At 68.7% G+C, this 17,383-nt stretch carries 14 protein-coding genes and 1 pseudogene; 10 read left to right on the top strand and 5 right to left on the bottom strand.

Translation table 11 applies throughout. The features are described from left to right. The first annotated feature begins 92 nt into the window (after positions 1 to 92). The 7 genes and pseudogenes from ACQEVY_RS04985 to ACQEVY_RS04955 all read left to right on the top strand — a co-directional run bounded on the left by ACQEVY_RS04985 (position 93) and on the right by ACQEVY_RS04955 (position 6,796). Positions 93 to 626 (top strand): YbhB/YbcL family Raf kinase inhibitor-like protein, encoded by a 534-nt coding sequence (locus ACQEVY_RS04985; protein WP_432945201.1) that lies wholly within the window; start codon positions 93 to 95, stop codon positions 624 to 626. A gap of 8 nt (positions 627 to 634) precedes the next feature. Beyond that, positions 635 to 1,327: a metal-dependent transcriptional regulator gene (locus ACQEVY_RS04980; RefSeq protein WP_432945199.1), complete on the top strand. Its 693-nt coding sequence runs from the start codon at positions 635 to 637 to the stop codon at positions 1,325 to 1,327. 305 nt (positions 1,328 to 1,632) lie between these two features. Beyond that, positions 1,633 to 2,175: a hypothetical protein gene (locus tag ACQEVY_RS04975; protein ID WP_432945197.1), complete on the top strand. Its 543-nt coding sequence runs from the start codon at positions 1,633 to 1,635 to the stop codon at positions 2,173 to 2,175. Positions 2,176 to 2,500: 325 nt separating this feature from the next. Then, positions 2,501 to 3,598, top strand: coding sequence for an NmrA family NAD(P)-binding protein (locus ACQEVY_RS04970; protein ID WP_432945195.1), 1,098 nt, complete (start codon positions 2,501 to 2,503; stop codon positions 3,596 to 3,598). Between the two features lie 611 nt (positions 3,599 to 4,209). Continuing rightward, positions 4,210 to 5,407, top strand: a pseudogene (locus ACQEVY_RS04965) (RNA-guided endonuclease InsQ/TnpB family protein). Between the two features lie 57 nt (positions 5,408 to 5,464). After that, positions 5,465 to 6,031 (top strand): tripartite tricarboxylate transporter permease, encoded by a 567-nt coding sequence (locus tag ACQEVY_RS04960; RefSeq protein ID WP_432945193.1) that lies wholly within the window; start codon positions 5,465 to 5,467, stop codon positions 6,029 to 6,031. A gap of 195 nt (positions 6,032 to 6,226) precedes the next feature. Beyond that, positions 6,227 to 6,796 carry a TetR/AcrR family transcriptional regulator gene (locus tag ACQEVY_RS04955; RefSeq protein WP_432945191.1) on the top strand — a complete coding sequence of 190 codons (570 nt, stop codon included), beginning with the start codon at positions 6,227 to 6,229 and terminating at the stop codon, positions 6,794 to 6,796. Between the two features lie 101 nt (positions 6,797 to 6,897). On the opposite strand, the gene ACQEVY_RS04950 is transcribed toward ACQEVY_RS04955, so the two are convergent. The 4 genes from ACQEVY_RS04950 to ACQEVY_RS04935 all read right to left on the bottom strand — a co-directional run bounded on the left by ACQEVY_RS04950 (position 6,898) and on the right by ACQEVY_RS04935 (position 12,304). Further along, a complete protein-coding gene (locus tag ACQEVY_RS04950) occupies positions 6,898 to 7,932 on the bottom strand; it encodes a 2Fe-2S iron-sulfur cluster-binding protein (protein ID WP_432945188.1) in 1,035 nt (344 codons plus the stop codon). Continuing rightward, positions 7,929 to 9,197: an aromatic ring-hydroxylating oxygenase subunit alpha gene (locus ACQEVY_RS04945; protein WP_432945186.1), complete on the bottom strand. Its 1,269-nt coding sequence runs from the start codon at positions 9,195 to 9,197 to the stop codon at positions 7,929 to 7,931. Before ACQEVY_RS04945 ends, ACQEVY_RS04950 begins: the two co-directional genes overlap by 4 nt. Positions 9,198 to 9,242: 45 nt before the next feature. Continuing rightward, positions 9,243 to 11,294: an FAD-dependent oxidoreductase gene (locus ACQEVY_RS04940; RefSeq protein WP_432945184.1), complete on the bottom strand. Its 2,052-nt coding sequence runs from the start codon at positions 11,292 to 11,294 to the stop codon at positions 9,243 to 9,245. Positions 11,295 to 11,521: 227 nt separating this feature from the next. Beyond that, complete coding sequence (locus ACQEVY_RS04935; RefSeq protein ID WP_432945182.1) at positions 11,522 to 12,304, bottom strand: IclR family transcriptional regulator; 783 nt, start codon at positions 12,302 to 12,304, stop codon at positions 11,522 to 11,524. 266 nt (positions 12,305 to 12,570) lie between these two features. Between ACQEVY_RS04935 and ACQEVY_RS04930 the strand changes: the two genes are divergently transcribed. From ACQEVY_RS04930 to ACQEVY_RS04920, 3 genes are read left to right on the top strand one after another with little or no spacing between them, the layout of a single operon-like run. After that, complete coding sequence (locus tag ACQEVY_RS04930; RefSeq protein ID WP_432945179.1) at positions 12,571 to 13,725, top strand: quaternary amine ABC transporter ATP-binding protein; 1,155 nt, start codon at positions 12,571 to 12,573, stop codon at positions 13,723 to 13,725. Next, positions 13,718 to 14,662, top strand: a complete 945-nt coding sequence (locus tag ACQEVY_RS04925; RefSeq protein WP_432945177.1) for an ABC transporter permease — start codon at positions 13,718 to 13,720, stop codon at positions 14,660 to 14,662. Before ACQEVY_RS04930 ends, ACQEVY_RS04925 begins: the two co-directional genes overlap by 8 nt. 40 nt (positions 14,663 to 14,702) lie before the next feature. Further along, positions 14,703 to 15,626: a glycine betaine ABC transporter substrate-binding protein gene (locus tag ACQEVY_RS04920; RefSeq protein WP_432945175.1), complete on the top strand. Its 924-nt coding sequence runs from the start codon at positions 14,703 to 14,705 to the stop codon at positions 15,624 to 15,626. Positions 15,627 to 15,657: 31 nt separating this feature from the next. On the opposite strand, the gene ACQEVY_RS04915 is transcribed toward ACQEVY_RS04920, so the two are convergent. Then, the gene (locus tag ACQEVY_RS04915; RefSeq protein ID WP_432945172.1) at positions 15,658 to 17,382 is read right to left on the bottom strand and encodes a CocE/NonD family hydrolase; all 1,725 of its coding nucleotides are present in this window, start codon (positions 17,380 to 17,382) and stop codon (positions 15,658 to 15,660) included. Between the last annotated feature and the right edge of the window lies 1 nt (position 17,383).

Here is a 17,383-nt window from a genome sequence, read left to right as displayed (position 1 = left end):
AAAGGCGCCTGCGGTGCCGCTGCGCGACGCTGCGGGCCCCGTCGGCCGCATCGCCGCCACACCCCACAGCACGGTCAGAAAGGAACGACGCGATGAGCGCCAACGACCCCTTCGCCCGCCTCCCCGAGGCGGCCTCCTTCACCGTCACCAGCACCACCGTCACCGACGGCGCCTCCTGGTCGCCCGAGCAGTTCTCCTCCGGCGTCCCCGGCGGGAAGGACCTCTCCCCGCAGCTGTTCTGGAGCGGCGCCCCGGAGGGCACCAAGAGCTACGCCGTCACCGTCTACGACCCCGACGCCCCCACCGGCTCCGGGTTCTGGCACTGGGCGGTCGCCGACATCCCCGCCACCGTCACCGAGCTGCCCGAGGGCGCCGGCGACGACACCGGCTCGGGCCTGCCCGAGGGCGCCTTCCAGCTGCCCAACGACGCCCGCGCGGCCCGCTTCATCGGCGCCGCCCCGCCGGCCGGGCACGGCCCGCACCGCTACTTCATCGTGGTGCACGCCCTCGACGTCGAGTCCATCGGCGTCCCGGCCGACGCCACCCCGGCCGTCCTGGGCTTCACCATGGCGGGCCACATCCTCGGCCGCGCGGTCCTGACCGCCACCGCCGAAACCCCCGCCTGACACACGGCATGTCCCAACTCATCGACACCACGGAGATGTATCTCCGAACCATTCTGGAGCTCGAGGAGGAAGGAGTGGTCCCCTTGCGCGCCCGCATCGCCGAGCGCCTGAACCAGAGCGGCCCCACCGTCAGCCAGACCACCGCCCGCATGGAGCGCAACGGCCTGCTGCACGTCGCCGACGACCGGCACCTGGAGCTGACCAAGGAGGGCCGACGGATCGCCGTACGCGTGATGCGCGAGCACCGGCTCGCCGAATGCCTGCTCCTCGACGTGATCGGGCTGGAGTGGGAGCAGGCCCACGCCGAAGCCTGCCGCTGGGAGCATGTGATGAGCGAGGCCGTCGAACGCCGCATCCTTGAGCTGCTGCGGCACCCGACCAAGTCGCCCTACGGCAACCCGATCCCGGGCCTGGAGGAACTCGGCGAGAGGCCCACCGTGGATCCGTTCCCCGGCGAGAGCATGGTCAGCCTCAGCGACCTGGAGCCCGGGCCGAACGGCGCAAGCGCCGTCGTGCGGCGCATCGGCGAGCCGATCCAGACCAACCCCCAGCTGATGCACACCCTGCGGCACGCCGGGGTGCGGCCCGGCGCGGTCGTGAGCGTGACGTCGTCGCCCGGCGGCGTGATGGTCGGCAGCGGCGGCAAGGCCGCCGAACTCCCCACGCAGAACGCCGCGCACGTCCTGGTGGCCAAGCGCTGAACCCAGCCGGCCGCCGACCCGTTGCCGCGGCCCGTGCAGGCACGAGGATGGCCCTCGACCACCACCATGGCCGAGGGTCATCCTCGTCTGTGCGGTGAGAACTCGACACGTGGCCCCGGCACCCACAGCGGGAGCACTGGTCAAGTTGAGCCGTACCTGCCTGGGCACATTCGGTTGTACGCCGCCAGCTGACGAGTCGTCGGCTGGCGAAGGGTATCTCCGACAAGCGCGGACTCCATTGACGGGCGGCGGCGGCCATGCCGGCGACGGAGGTGTAGCCGCCGTCGACCAGACCCTGCCCGGGCATGGATGCCAGGCAGGGTCTGGCTTTCCGCGCCGGAGACGACGGTGGCTACGTCGGTGATGATGTTGGCGCGCTTGTCGTCGCAGCCCTCGGGCACGCGCGCGAGGTGGCCGGTCCAGTAGGTGCCGCCGCGGCGCGTCCAGCGGGCCTCGGTCTCAAGCGGCGACTCGATCCGTATCCGAGAGGGCTGCTGGCCACCGCGCTCGGTGCGCGGCCGGAACCGTCCGCGCCCGACCACCAGAAAGTGCTGCACCAGGATCGTTCGGAGCTCCTGGACCCGCGCCGGAACGGCGCCGCCGGGGAAGCGGGCGTGAAGCCGCTTGAGCAGTTCGCGGGCGTCGGCCCCCGCCTACCCGAGGCGGGCGACGGGGTGGCTGGGCCGGGAGCGCAGGCGCACCGGCCGCCCGTAGCGTTCGGCCCCCTCGGCGTGACCAGCTCATCCAACAGCTCCGGTGCGTCTCGGGCCATGTCCTCCAGCGCGGCGCGGACGGCCTCGGTCTCCCGCTCCAGGCGGGTCAACTCCCGTGCGGCGGACGGGACATAGGTGGAGTCGGTGCGCTGCTTGCCACGCCCCTTGAGCAGGCCGGCCCGCCGGATCCGCGTGAGCGCGAGGCTCTGCATTCGGTCGGCGCGGTCACCCTCGGCGAACCGGTCGCGGAAGTCGGACAGGACACTTGCCGCTTGGAAACCGATCGGTGTACGGTGTGGGAAACCGATCGGTTTCCGCGGCGCTTATGGCCCACGAGCATCGTCGTAGCGTCAGTCGGTCGGTGCTGTTGATCGCCAAGCCGAGGCAGGGAGCAGTCCCGAATGCGCCGCGCCCGGCGCGTGCTGATCGCGTACGTACTTAACGTCCGGAGTGAAAAACCATGTCTTCTCATGCCACCTCCACCATCTTCGTCATCGGCGGTACAGGGGCCCAGGGGATGCCCATCGTCCGCGCTCTTGTCGCCGACAAGAAGTACTCCGTCCGGGTCCTCACCCGGGATGCCACCTCCCCCCGGGCCCAGGCTCTCCTCGCGCTCGGCAACGTCTCCATCCTCGAGGGGTCATTCGCCGACGAGGACGTGCTGCGTGAAGGATTTCGCGGCTGTGACGGGGCGTTCATCAACATCGACGGGTTCAACACCGGCGAGAAGGCCGAGACCTACTGGGCCATCCGCACGTACGAAATAGCGATCGAAGAAGGAATCAAGTTCTTCGTCTACGGAAACCTCGACTACGCCCTCAAGAAGTCAGGCTACGACTCCAGGTTCCGCACCGGCCACTATGACGGCAAGGGCCGCATGGCCGAATGGGTACTGTTCCAGAACGAAAAGAACAGGGACCGCATGGGAGCAGCGGTCTTCACCTCGGGTCCCTACATCGAGATGGTGATCTCGCCGCTCACGCCCATGCAACCCAGCATCGAGGACGGCGTCGTCACCTGGCGAGTTCCGCTTGGCGAGGGAGCCGTTCCGCATGTCGCTCTCGAAGACTGCGGATTCTATGTCCGCTGGCTCTTCGACCACCCGGAACGGGCCAATGGCATGGACCTCGAAGTCGCCATCGAGCACATGACCTACACCGATATGGCCGCGGCATTCGAGAAGGTCACCGGGCACCCGGCCCAGTACATCGACACCGATCTGGACACCTATTGGAACAGTCCGGACCTGAAGGGGATCGCTGATCACCCTGCCGGATACAACGCCGATCCCAACGACAAGAGCACCATGAGCTTCCGCGACAATTTCACGGGCTTCTGGAACGTGTGGAAGCACGGAATCATCACCAGGGACTACGCCCTGCTCGACGAAATCCACCCCAACAGGATCCGAAGCGCTGAGGAGTGGTTCCGTCGCGAAGACCAGCTGGGAAGGGAACTCGGCAAGGGAAGTCTCTGGGAGAGGGTCCAGCCGGAGAACTGGAGCATGGACTCCGCGGTCCTCAAGAGCAGCGCGGATTTCAGGACGGGCAAGTTGTAGACGGACGCGATCGGCGCCGCCCACGGCCCGTCCAACATGGTCAGGAGCGGGCGATCGGGCATTCCGGCAGGGGAGTGCTTCCACTCCGACAGGCCGACGTGCCGATGACGTACGCCCGGGCCGCTGCACCCCCGACCCGGGCTCGCAGGCTTGCGACGCCGCGAAGGCGGCTTGGAGGCTGAACTCATGCCCCAGGTGGCACAGCGACCGCCGTCTGGTGAGGACAAGCTGACCAGTGGGTCCCGGCAGTTGACCGCGTCCGTCATCGGACGGTTCGGGCAGGCGGGCTGGAGGTTCCGATCCTTGAGGCCGGCAGCGGGCCGCTGGTCCTCTGCCTCAGTCCCAGCGCTGCCCGAAACTGGCCAAGTGCGGTGACGGCACGGACACGGTCGTCACAGCCGGCCTGGTCAACGGTTCGGGCAGCGGCTGTCCCGTCGGGCGGACGCCCTACGTCATCTGGATTCCTCCGTGGATACCCCCGCCTTCAGGCGGGGGAGGAAACGGACCCCTGCGGAGTAGGGCGGGGAAAGCCGATTCGCCTCCTGGGCGGACCGGCGTCCATCGCCAACTACCCGCACATGGTCACAAGTTGGTGTGCTAGTTTTTGAGCCATGGCCACTGGCGTGAAGCGGGCCTTCAAGTACCGCTTCTATCCGACCGATGCGCAGGCAGCCGAGCTGTCGCGCACCTTCGGATGCGTGCGCAAGGTCTACAACATGGCCCTCGCCGCCCGTACCGAGGCCTGGGCCAGGCAGGAATAGGGTCAACTACAACCAGACCTCGGCCCTGCTGACGGCATGGAAGAAGACCGAGGAACTGGCCTACCTCAACGAGGTCTCCTCCGTCCCGCTGCAGCAGGCCTTGCGGCACCTGCAGAGCGCCTTCGCGAACTTCTTCGCCAAACGCGCCCAGTACCCGCGCTTCAAGGCGAAGAAGACCTCCCGGGCGAGCGCGGAGTACACCTCCTCCGCCTTCCGGTTCCGCGACGGCCGGCTGACACTGGCGAAGATGGCCGACCCGCTGGACATCGTCTGGTCCCGTCCCCTGCCCGACGGAGCCGTGCCGACCACGGTGACCGTCAGCCAGGACAGCGCCGGACGCTGGTATGTCTCGCTGCTGTGCGAGGACCGGTACGTGAAGCCGCTCGCGGCTGCCGATACGGCAGTGGGTATCGACGTCGGCCTGGACCACCTGCTGACCCTCTCCACCGGGGAGAAGATCGCCAACCCCCGGCATGAGCGCCGCGACCGCGAGCGCCTGGCCAAGGCCCAGCGGGAGCTGTCCCGCAAGGCCAAGGGCGAGGGCGCCAACCGGCGCAAGGCCCGTCAGAAGGTCGCCAAGATCCATGCCCGGATCGCCGATCGCAGGCGGGATGTGCTGCACAAGCTGACCACTCGACTCGTGCGTGAAAACCAAACGCTCGTGATCGAGGACCTGACCGTACGCAACATGGTCAAAAACCGGAGCCTGGCCCGCGCCATCTCGGATGCCGCGTGGTCCCAGTTCCGCAGCATGCTGGAGTACAAGGCCGACTGGTACGGGCGGCAAGTGGTCGCGGTGGACCGCTTCTTTCCCTCCTCCAAGCTGTGCTCCGCCTGCGGCAGCCTCGCTGAGGCGATGCCGCTGCATGTCCGTACCTGGACGTGCAGCAGTTGCGGCACGGCCCATGACCGGGACGTGAACGCGGCGAAGAACCTTCTGGCCGCCGGGCTGGCGGTGTCTGTCTGTGGAGCCGGTGTAAGACCTCAACGGAGAACTCCGGGCGGGCAGTCGGCGACGAAGCAGGAAACCCCACGGCGCGAGCCGTAGGAATCCCCTCGATCACGAGAGGGAGGAAGCCAACGACTCCATGTACATCGGCTCGGCTTGGCCGGGCCGACCGGCGGCGGCGGTCGGCGGTCGGGAGGGGAGGGGATCGGGAACCTGTTCCTGATCATCCTCAGCATGCCGCTGATCGGGCTGTTCGTCCGCGTGCTGCGCGTCCGGGCCAGCGTCCTGGCGCCGCTGACCGTGCTCATCACCATGATCGGCGTCTACACGATCCGCTCCAGCATCTTCGACATGCTCGCCGTGGTCGTGCTCGGCGTCGCCGGCTACCTGATGAAGAAGGTCGGCTTGCCACCCGGCCCGCTCGTCCTTGCCTTTGTGCTCGGCAACCTGCTGGAGACGGACTTCCGGCGCTCGATGCGGATGTTCGACGGCGACGTGACCGGCTTCCTGGGCCGCCCCGTCTCCGCCACGCTGCTCGCCTTGGTGGTCGTCTTCGCGGTCGCCGTGCCCCTCCTCAGCCTCCGCAAAAAGCGCCGACAGCCCGCACCCCCCGACACCACGACCACTGTGGAGCGAACCCCGGACCACCCCCGCACGGCGGCCGAACCCGGCGGCCCCAGCGAGGAGCGACACCATCCGGGCTCGCCCCTGGACCGGCCGTGAGGATGACGCCTCGTCGACCTGCACAGTCGGGCGGCCGCACCCGGCGTCAACCCGCCTGCGGGCACTCCCGGCGGGACATGCTCCACGCGCTCCGACACACCTACGCGAGCTTCCCCAGGCGTCGCCGGGCCTCTGCCCGGAACCGTGGGAAACCGATCGGTTTGCTTTTTCTCTGCTTCGGGTTAACCTCGCGATATGACCACCGAAGTGAAACTGAGCCCCAGGGAGCGGCTGCTGGAGGCGGCGGCCACGCTCACCTACCGAGACGGCGTCAGCATCGGCGTCGAGGCGCTGTGCAAGGCGGCGGGGGTGTCCAAGCGCTCCATGTACCAGCTGTTCGAGAGCAAGGACGAACTCCTGGCCGTAAGCCTGAAGGAGCGCGCCTCCGCCTACGTGGCAACTCTTCTGCCCGCGGCGGACGACGGCCGGTCGCCCCGCGAGCGGATCCTGCACGTCTTCGGGCAGGTGGAATCGCAGGCAGGGGCACCCGAGTTCCGAGGCTGCCGATACCTGGCCGTGCAGATCGAACTCAAGAACCAGAGTCACCCCGCGAGCCAGGTCGCCCATCAGGTCAAGGCGAACCTGACCGCCTTCTTCCGCACTGAGGCCGAGCAGGGCGGGGCGAGCGATCCCGACCTGCTGGCCCGGCAGCTCAGCATGGTCTTCGACGGCGCCAGCGCCCGCGCGGGTATCCAGGCCGACAACCTGACCGGGCTCGTTGCGCCCACGGTGACCACCCTGCTCGACGCGGCAGGCGTGCGCTGACGCATCGCACCTTCAGAGACCTCGCCGATCAGGTCATTACCTTGCGCCTCGGCGGCCGCCACGGCGACGTATCCCTGCATCTGTATCAGCAGCACCCGGCATCATGCCTCGATCACAAGGTCCTCCAACGGCTTCGAGCAGCAGAGAAGGACCTTGTTCTGGGCGATCTCGCGCGGGCGGATGCCTCCGTTGTGCCGCATGTCGACGGAGCCGGAGAGCAGGGTCGCCTTGCAGGTGCCGCACATGCCCTGGGCGCAGGAGGCCGGCAGGCTGAGGCCGGCTCGGGACGCGGCGGCGAGGAGTGCCGTGTCGGGGTCGCATTCGATCGTGCGGCCGCTGCGGGTGAACTCGACCTTGAAACCGGCGGAGGTTCCGGCGGCGGGCGGGGCGGTGGCCGCGGCGGCCTGTGTCTCGAAGGTGAAGCTCTCCTCGTGGTAGTGGTCCATGTCCAGGCCCGCGTCCGCGAGCATGGCGCGGACGGCGGCCATGTAGCCGGTGGGGCCGCAGGTGAAGACCTCGCGGTCGAGGAAGTCGGGGGCGACCTGGCGCAGCGTTTCGAGCGTCAGCCGGCCGCGGTATCCGCCCCAGGGCGCGTACGGCCGATCCTCCTCGCAGACGTGGACCACGCGGATGTTGGGCGCGGTCGCGGCGATGAGGTCGAGTTCGTGGCGGAAGACGATGTCCGCCGGGGTCCGGGCGCTGTGCACGAACACCACGTCGGCCGGATCGGCCAGGTCGTACAGCGTCCTGGTCATGGCCATCGACGGGGTCACGCCCACGCCCCCGGACAGGAAGAGGTACTTCGACGCCGGATGGCGGGCCGTCGAGAAGTCGCCGAGCGGGCCGTGCGCGCGCACGGTGTCGCCTGGCTCGAGGTGGTCGTGCAGCCAGTTCGACACGAGTCCGCCCGGTACGCGCTTCACCGTGATCGTGAGCAGGAAGGGGCGGGTGGGCGGGGAGGAGATGGTGTAGCAACGCTGGACCGGCCGGCCGTCGATGTCCACGGTCAGTGTCACGAACTGGCCCGGGTCGTGCCGGAACAGCCGGGGTTCGGCGTACTCGAACACGAAGGTGGTGACGTCGTGGGTGAGCGGGTGGACCTGACGGCACACCAGCAGTTCTTCGCTCTCGGTCATCGCTGCCGCTCCAGGTGTGACAGGTGTGCCTTGAGCCGGGTCACGTACCAGTTGACGAACGCCTCGACCTGCTCCTCCGCCGGGGCGTACGGGCCCGGTACATAGGCCGGGCTGCTCACGCCCCGCTGGGCGCGCTCGACGAAGACGGCGTCCTGGTCGTTCGTGGCCTTCCACACCTTGGTGAGCGTGCCGAGGTCGTAGTCGACCCCTTCGACGGCGTCGGCGTGCACGAGCCAGGTGGTGCGCACGAGGGTGCGGTCGGGGCCGAGGGGGATCGAAGAGAACGTGATGGCGTGGTCGGCCATGAGGTGGAACCAGGCGTTCGGCTGGGTGTGGAAGGACAGTCGGCCCAGGCGGGCGGTGGGGAAGCCGGCCAGCAGGCGCTTGCAGGCAGTTGTGCCGTCGAGCGTGTAGGACTCGCCGGCCCCGTCGAGGGGTTCGCGCTGGATGCGGAACCCGGTGGGGCGGGTGTCCAGTTCCTCGATCGTGGCGTAGGGCAGGCCGAGTGACTCGTAGGTCGTGCGCGCTTCGGCGTCGGCCCGCTGGAAGCGCTCGTACGTCGGGCGCAGTACCGCCGGGATGTCCTGCTCCTGGTAGCCGTAGATGGGGAAGTAGCAGGCCTGGAGCTCGGGGTGGCCGGTGCAGTGGTAGCACTCCCGGTTGTTCTCCAGGGTCAGCTTCCAGTTGGCGTTCTCGATCAGGTCGGTCTGCGTGGCGACCTTCGCCTTGGCCAGGTTGTGCGGTGCGAGGTACGGCTCGACGCGGGCGGCGATCTCGTCGAAGTCGGCGGGGGGTTCGGCGGCCAGGCAGATGTAGACCAGTCCGGCCAGGGTGCGCACGTGGACGGTTCGCAGCCCGAAGCAGGACGGGTCGAAGCCGGGTGCCTGGGACTCGGCGTGCAGCAGCTTGCCGTCCACGCCGTACGTCCAGTGGTGGTATCCGCAGACGATGTTGCCGACCGAGCCGCGGTCCTCGTTCAGGATGCGGGCGCCGCGGTGGCGGCAGACGTTGTGGAAGGCCCGTACGTCCTCGTCGTCGTCGCGCACGACGATGACCGAGTACGGCCCGATGGTGACCGTCACATAGTCGCCGGGCTCGGGGACCTCCGCCTCGGCGGCGACGAACAGCCAGTGCCGGGCGAAGATCGCATCGATGTCGAGGCCGAAGAACTCCTCGCTGACGTAGAACGGGGCCTCCAGGCTGTGTCCGACGGGACGCCGGGCGACGAGGTCGCGCACTTCGGCGTCGGGTGTCGCATGGTTCATCGCAAGTCTCCGGTGAATCTCAGGAGTTGAAGTGGCGTTCGGCGCTCAGATCGGCAGGCACAGCCGAAGTGCGTCGTAGATCGCGGCGTGGATGTTGCGGGAGGTGACGGCGTCGCCGATGCGGAACAGCTGGTAGCGGCCTTGCTCGTTGCGAATCACCGTCTGTTCGCGGTGCGCCAGCAGGGCGCGGAGGTCGACTTCGCCGAGGTTGGTCGAGCCGGGGAGGAGATCGACGTACAGCTCGTCGTTCGGCAACGTCCCGTGTTCTACGACGACTTGGTCGACGATCCGCTCGGTCTCGGCCTCGGTGTACTCGCTGTAGAGGGTCGCGGCGAGCCGTCCGTCTGCGGTGCGGCGTACGGCGCGTAGCCGCTGGGCGAGCGTGGTGACGACGTCGTGCGCGGTGAAGGCCCGTAGGTAGGCGGGGGAGTTCATGCTGCCGACGTCGGGGGCGAGGGTGCGCTCCGGGGTGACGTACTCGATCCAGGCGCCGGATTTTGTGAGGACCTCCACGGCGTCCATGGCCGGGTAGCCGCCGTGGTCGTCGTAGACCAGGATCTCTCCGCGCGGATTGCGCAGCGAGCCCGTCAGCACGTCCCAGGTGTCGGAGACCAGGCCTTCGCCCTTGGTGAGGAAGCTGCGGTTGGGCATGCCGCCGGTGGCGACGATCACGAGGTCGGGGTGTTCGGCGAGGACTTCGTCGGCCTCGGCGTACGTACCGAGCCGGAGGTCGACGCCGAGATGCTTGCACTCGATCAGGCGCCAGTCGACGATCTGGATCAGATCGTGGCGGCGGGGGTTGGACGCGGCGAGTCTGATTTGCCCGCCGGGCTGGTCGCTCGCCTCGAACAGGACGACGTCATGGCCGCGTTCGGCCAGCACCCGGGCGGCTTCGAGACCGGCGGGCCCGGCACCGACGACCACCGCCTTCTTGCGGCGGCCGATGGTGGGCGAGATGACGTGGGGCAGCTGGAGTTCGCGGCCGGCGGCCGGGTTGTGGATGCACTTGGTGTCGCCGGAGTCGTAGATGGCGTCCAGGCAGTAACTCGCCCCGACGCAGGGGCGGATGCGGTCCTCCTGGCCTGCCTTGATCTTGGCGACCAGATAGGGGTCGGCGATCTGGGCACGGGTCATGCCGACCAGATCAAGGAGTCCTTCGCGCACCGCATGCCTCGCGGTGGCGATGTCGGCGATGCGGGCCGCGTGCATCACCGGGATGGCGAGCCGGCGTTTCATCTCGCCGGTGAAGTCCAGGTACGGGCCGAGCGGGGTGCCGATGGACGGGATGGTCTTGGCCAGGGACGCGTCGCTCTCGATGGAGCCGCGGATGGCGCTGATGAAGTCGATGCCGTCGGCGGTGAACTGCTCCGCGGCGGTGAGCGCTTCCTCCGACGTGAGGCCGCCGGGGCGCGCCTCGTCGAACGACATCCGGATGCCGACGACGAAGTCCGGTCCGACGGCCTCGCGGACGGCGCGGATCACGCGCCGCGAGAACGCCATACGGTTCGCCAGGCTGCCGCCCCACTCGTCGCCGCGGTGATTGGTGGACGGGGACAGGAAACTGTCCAGGAAGTGGCCGTACGCCTCCAGCTCGATGCCGTCGAGTCCGCCCTCCTGGCAGCGGACGGCCGCGGCGGCGTAGTCGGCGACGATCCGGTCCAGATCCCACTCCTCCGCCGCCTTCGGGAAGGCGCGGTGGGCGGGTTCACGCAGCGGCGAGGCGGACACCACCGGGAGCCAGTCGCCGGCGTAATTGCTGGTACGGCGGCCGAGATGGGTGACCTGACACATGACCGCGGCCCCGGCCTCGTGTACGTCGTCGGCGAGCCGGCGCAGCCACGGCACGATCTCGTCGCGGTACAGCAGCAGGTTGCCGAACGCGGGCGGGCTGTCGGGGGAGACCACCGCCGAGCCGCCGATCATCGTCAGGCCGACCCCGCCCCGCGCCTTCTCGACGTGGTAGGCGCGGTAGCGGTCCTTGGGCATGCCGTCCTCGCCGAACGCCGGTTCGTGGGAGGTGCTGACCACGCGGTTGCGCAGGGTGAGGTGCCGTAGCTGGAAGGGCTGGAGCAGGGGATCCACGGTGGTTGAGGGCACGGCCACTCCTCCGGACGCTCTGGGCTGGTGACGTCGGCCGCGCTTGATCGCGCCGCGCCTTCGGAAGGGATCAGCTCTGGTCGGCAGATCGCTGTTTCGCTATGCGATACACAATCGCTATACGAGACAGATGGTGAGCCTGGATATCCCCAGCCGTCAAGAGCCCTCGTCCTGCTCGATCCGCTCCGGCCGGGCCTCGCCGGGCCCGTGTCGGTCGGGTGCCGTGCTCAGCCGCGCTTCACGTACCCGCGGCGCCAGGAGATCTTCGCGGCAGCTGCCATGAGCTGTTCCGCGAGGCCGGGAACGGTGTCCTCGTTGATGCGGAAGGTCGGCCCGGACAGCGTCACGGCCGCGATGACCTGGCCGTTCAGGGAGTGGATCGGGGCGGCGATGGCGGCCAGTCCGACCTCGTGTTCCTCGCTGGTGACGGCGTATCCCCGCTCGCGGACCGTGTCGAGCTCCGCCGCCAGGCGTGCCGGGTCGACGATCGTGTGCGGGGTGTACTGCTTCGGCTGCTTCGCGAAGATCTCCGCGACCTCGTCCGGGGTCATGTGCGCCATGAAGAGCTTGCCCGACGAGGTGGCGTGTATCGGGGTGCGCTTGCCGACCCAGTCGATGCTCATGATCGACGAGCCGATCGCCTGGTCGATGCTGATCACGTCGTCCCCGTCGCGGATCGCGATGTTCACGGTGTCGCCCACGGCCGCGGCCAGCTCCTGGCAGATGGGGTGGCCCAGCACGGACAGGTCGTTCACCTTGCCTGCCCCGGTGGCGAGTTCGACCACGGTGTAGCCGATGCGGTACCGCCCGCGCTCGGCGTCCTGCTCCACCATGCCCCGTGACTCCAGCGTCGCCAGCAGCCGGAACACGGTCGACTTGTGAACGGCCAGCGCCTCGGCGATCTCGGTCACGCCACTGGGGCCCTGCTTGGCCAGAACCTGAAGGATCGACACCGCCCGGTCGACGGACTGCACCGAGTGGTCACGTGGGCGGCTCCCGTTGCTGGTCATGGCGGAAGGGTAGCCGAGCGGCCGGGGCGTTCCGGCGGGTCCGGTCCGGCCGGTTTTCACGCAGCTGTCATGGCCGTGCGGCGCACCTGCCAGTGATCAGGGCGCGGCGTTAATTCGCCATTTCCTCCCTGCGTGGGCCTTGACGAGCTGCTCTGTGCGGGGACATCGTCGTACCGTAATACACAACTGTTTCGCAAAGCGAGACAGCAGCCGCGAAGGCTGGCTCACTTTCCGCCCCCGCGCGGATCCCCCGGAGGTGGGGCACGGTGATTGAGGCATCCCGTCTGAAAAAGGTCTACGGTTCGCCGGCCGACGGAGTGCACGCGGTCGATGGCGTGACGTTCGACGTGGCACCCGGAGAACTCTTCGTGATCATGGGGCTGTCGGGTTCCGGCAAATCGACCCTGCTCCGCATGCTGAACCGGCTGGTGGAGCCGACCTCCGGCACCTTGCGCATCGACGGCCGCGATGTGCCGGCCATGGGCGACGCGGAGCTGCGGGAGCTGCGCAACAGCAAGATCAACATGGTGTTCCAGCACTTCGCGCTGTTCCCGCACCGCACCGTCCGCGAGAACGCCGCCTACGGCATGCGCATCCGCGGAGTCGACAAGGCCGAGCGGCTGGAGCGCGCCGACTGGGCGCTGAAGACGGTCGGCCTCGGCGACCGGGGAGACGCCCGTCCCGATCAGCTGTCCGGCGGCCAGCGCCAGCGCGTGGGGCTCGCCCGCGCGCTCGCCACGGACGCCGAGATCCTGCTGATGGACGAGCCGTTCAGCGCGCTCGACCCGCTGATCCGCCGGGACATGCAGGACCTGCTGCTCTCCCTGCAGCGCGACCTGCGCCGCACGATCGTCTTCGTCACGCACGATCTGAACGAGGCGATGCGCCTGGGCGACCGGATCATGGTCATGAAGGACGGGCGGGTCGTGCAACTCGGCACCGCGACCGACATCCTCCACACCCCGTCGTCCGACTACGTCCGCGACTTCGTCTCCGACGTCGACCGCTCCCGCGTGCTGACCGCGAGCACCATCATGAGCGAGCCGCTGATGACGGCCGACATCACCGAGGACCCCCGCGAGGTGCTGAGCCGCCTGTCGCGCATCGAGGCGATCGGCGTCTTCGTGCTGAAGGGCGGGCGCATCGCCGGCGTGGCCCACGACGGCCTGCTGGCCCAGGCGGTGAAGGAGGGCCGTACCTCCCTGCACGACTGCCTGACCGACGACTACGAGCAGGCCGGCCCCGACACCCTGCTGGTGGATCTGTGCCAGCGGGTGGGGCGGCATGTCGTGCCGCTCGCGGTGACCGACGACGACGGAAAGCTGCGCGGTGTGGTCCCCCGTGCCGCCCTGCTGACCGCGCTATCGGACACCCGCACCACGGACTCGAGCGATACACCGAAAGAAGCGGCCCATGTCTAGCCTCTCCGCCGACACCCTGTTCACCATCGACCTCGGCACCCCGGTCAGTACCGCCGTCGACTGGCTCACGGAGCATCTGGGCGGCTTCTTCGACGCCGTCTCCTCGGTGATGACGGAGCTGGTCAACGCCGTCCTCTTCGCCCTGACCGCACCGCACCCGCTCGTCATCACGGCCGTGTTCACGGTGCTCGCTTTCTTCGCCCACAAGTGGGGCTTCGCCGCCTTCACCGTCGTCGCCTTCCTGCTCATCCAGGGCATGGGCCTGTGGACCGAGGCGATGCAGTCCCTCGCCGTGGTCGTCGTCGCGTCCGTCCTCGCCGTGGCCATCGGAGTGCCGATCGGCGTGTGGGCCGCCCGGGGCCGGCTGGCCAGCGCGATTGTCCGCCCGGTGCTGGACTTCATGCAGACCCTGCCGGTGTTCGTCTACCTCATTCCCGCGGTCTTCTTCTTCGGCATCGGCCTCGTCCCCGGCGTCGTGGCCACCACCGTCTTCGCCATCCCACCCGCCGTACGCCTCACCGAACTGGGCATCCGACAGGTCGACAAGGAGGTCGTCGAGGCCGCACACGCCTTCGGCGCCAAGCCCCGCCAGATCCTGCGCGAGGTCCAACTCCCGCTCGCCCTGCCCTCGATCATGGCCGGCGTCAACCAGGTGATCATGCTGGCGCTGTCCATGGTCGTCATCGCCGGCATGGTCGGCGCCGCCGGCCTCGGCACCGTCGTCGTCCGCGGCATCAGCCAACTCGACGTGGGCGTCGGCTTCCAGGGCGGACTCGCCGTCGTCTTCCTCGCCATCTTCCTCGACCGCACCACCGGCGCCCTGGCCGCGCCGAGGCGACGCCGACCCCGCAAGAACCGCACCCGGCCCACCCCGACGGCCGACGAGACACCCTCGACCCCCGCCCCCGAGCCGGCCGCCGCTCCCGTCTCGGTGTGAAGGCCCCCTTGAGAACACCCCTGAGAACAGGAAATCGCTCATGAACCGCACCTCGCGCCACCCCCGCCGCTCGCTCCTCGTCGGCTGTATCGCCGCCGCCCTCACCCTGGTCACCACCGCGTGCAGCGGAGACACCGCGACCGTCGACTCCGGCTCCGGAAGGGACAGCGGCGACAAGAAATCGGTGAAGATCGCCCTCGTCGCGGGCTGGGACGAGGACATCGCCGCCACCTACCTGTGGAAGCAGATCCTCGAGGACAAGGGCTACCAGGTCGACGTCCAGGAACTGGACGTCGCCAGCACCTACACCGGCGTCGCCAACAAACAGGTCGACCTCTACCTCGACGCCTGGCTGCCCTCCACCCACGAGACGTACTGGAAGAAGCTCGGCTCCAAGATGGAGAGAGTCGGAGCCTGGTACGCACCGGCCGACCTCAACCTGACCGTCCCCACCTACGTCAAGGACGTCAACACGATCGCCGACCTCAAGGCGCACGCCTCGGAGTTCGGCGGCCAGATCGTCGGCATCGAGGCCGGCTCCGGCCTGATGCGGCTCACGCGCGAGAGCGCCATACCCGCGTACGGCCTCAAGAACGACTACCAGCTCACCGAGAGCAGCACCTCCGCCATGCTCTCCGCACTGCAGACCGCGATCAACAAGAAGAAGCCGATCGTGGTCACGCTGTGGCGACCCCACTGGGCGTACGCCAAACTGCCGCTGAAGGTCCTCAAGGACCCCAAGGGCGCCTACGGCAAGCCCGACTCGGCCGAGATCGTCGCCTCCAAGGGCTTCTCCGACAACCACCCCGAAGTCGCCGGCTGGCTCAAGAACTTCAAACTCACCTCGGACCAACTGGGCAGCCTCGAACTGCTCATCCAGGAGAAGGGCCAGGGGAAGGAGCAGGAAGCCGCCAAGGAATGGATGGCCCAGAACAAGTCGGTCGTCGACGCCTGGCTGAAGTGAGCAACACAGTGGGAAGCCGCCTGCGCCCGGTTCAGTCACGCGCCATGGGAACCGTGAACGACGGGGGCCGCGCGGCCAGTTCCTTCGTCGTGTACGCCTTCACGTAGGTGTCGAGGTACGGCGAGCGCTTGCCCTCGGTGGGCCGGTCGTCGGCAGGGTCGTCGACGGAGAGGCTGAGGCGTGCGTTGGTCACCTTGATGCGGTCACCGGTCGGGGTGTCGATCCACGCGCCGTCCTGGACGGTGCCGATCTCGACGGCCAGGGAATGCCCCGCCGCGAGCTGCCAGTCGGTCGACTTGAGGTCCACGGCCACCTGCCCGGAGGCGTCCGCGACGGCGACCTGCTGGTCGAACATGACGGCGGAGCCGTCCGGTGCGACGTCGTACAGCTTGGCCATGACGTTGCCGATGCCCTCGGTCTCCATCCGGATCCTTGGGGTGCCGGTGACGCGGACGGCGTGCTCGATCGGCTCGGACCACGTGAGGAAGCTCGCCGAGCCGCCGGGCTCGCCCCGGTCCACGTAGAACCCGTCGCGCAGCGGTACGTCGGCGGACCGGTCTGAGAGGGGCCAGGTGCTCTGGGAGCGCCAGGTTCCGGTGCTGTCCTGGATGGCGTAGGCCGGGTAGTCGGTCGTGGGGTCGATGCCCTTGAGCTGCTGGTCGTAGAAGGACATCACCTCCTTGAACCAGCCCGCGCGACCCATCTGCAGCCGCCCGTCCTCGGTGCGTTCGTTGCCGCGCACGTGGTCCCACTGGCCGAGCCAGCCGCGCTCGGTGCCCTGGTGGCCAGCGAGGTACTCCTGCATCGCCTCCGGCGTGGTGTTCGACTCGATGAAGCCCTGGGTGAAGAACAGCGGGGTGTCGCTGCCCTCGGCCTGCTTCGCCAGATCGCGCTGCCGCCAGTACGGATCCTCGGGGTCGGGCTTGAGGTTGTTGTCCGTGTTGTACGCGGCGCATTCCGGGTGCTTCAGCTCGTACTGGTTGTTCTTCCGGTAGCGCTCCTGGTCGTCGGGCAGCGGCGGCAACTGCGCTATCTGGTTGTAGGTGTTGGGGGCGAGGGCGCCGCCGAGCTTCGGGACCCGGCTGGAGCGGGTCAGGCGGTACATGTCCCAGACGGGTTCCTGGGCGACGACGGCCTTCAGCGCGTCCTGGTCCAGGTTGTTGCCGACCAGGACGGTCGTCGCGTCGTACGACTTGCCGTACATGCCCACTTTGCCGGTGGACCACGGCTGTTTCGCCGCCCAGTCGATCGCCGCCTTGACGTCGGCCTGTTCACCCTTGCCCATGTAGTCGAGGCAGCCGCTGGACCCGCCGAAGCCGCGCAGGTCCACCTGCACCAGGGCGTAGCCCCGCTCGAACAGGTCGCCGCCCTCGGCGAGGTCCTTGAAGCGTGCGGACGGGCCGGTCTTCTTCCACTTCTCGTCCGTGAGCTCTCCAGAGTGCCCGAAGTAGGCGCCGACGGAGAGGATGACGGGCACCTTCTCGCCCCGGGGCAGCTCTTCCGGCAACAGGACGTCGGCGTGCAGCTCGGTGCCGGAGCCGTCCGAGGACGGGAAGTAGTGCTGGGTCCACGCCGCGCCCTTGGGAACACGCTCGTTGTCGCTGTGCGTCACCGCGTCATCGGCGGCGGATGCCGCGGGGGCGGCGGACGGTGCCGCGCCGGCGGGAGCGACGTGGGCGCCGGCCAGCGCCAGGACGGCGACGGTGGCGGTGGCGGTGGCCCGTGCAGTGGTTGTGGGCAGGGGGATCTTCTTCATG

Origin of the sequence: Streptomyces sp. CA-288835, assembly GCF_050936385.1 — a bacterium.
GTDB lineage: Bacteria > Actinomycetota > Actinomycetes > Streptomycetales > Streptomycetaceae > Streptomyces.
The sequence above is the reverse complement of the archived record's forward strand: the minus strand, read 5'-3'. Positions and strand labels throughout refer to the sequence as shown.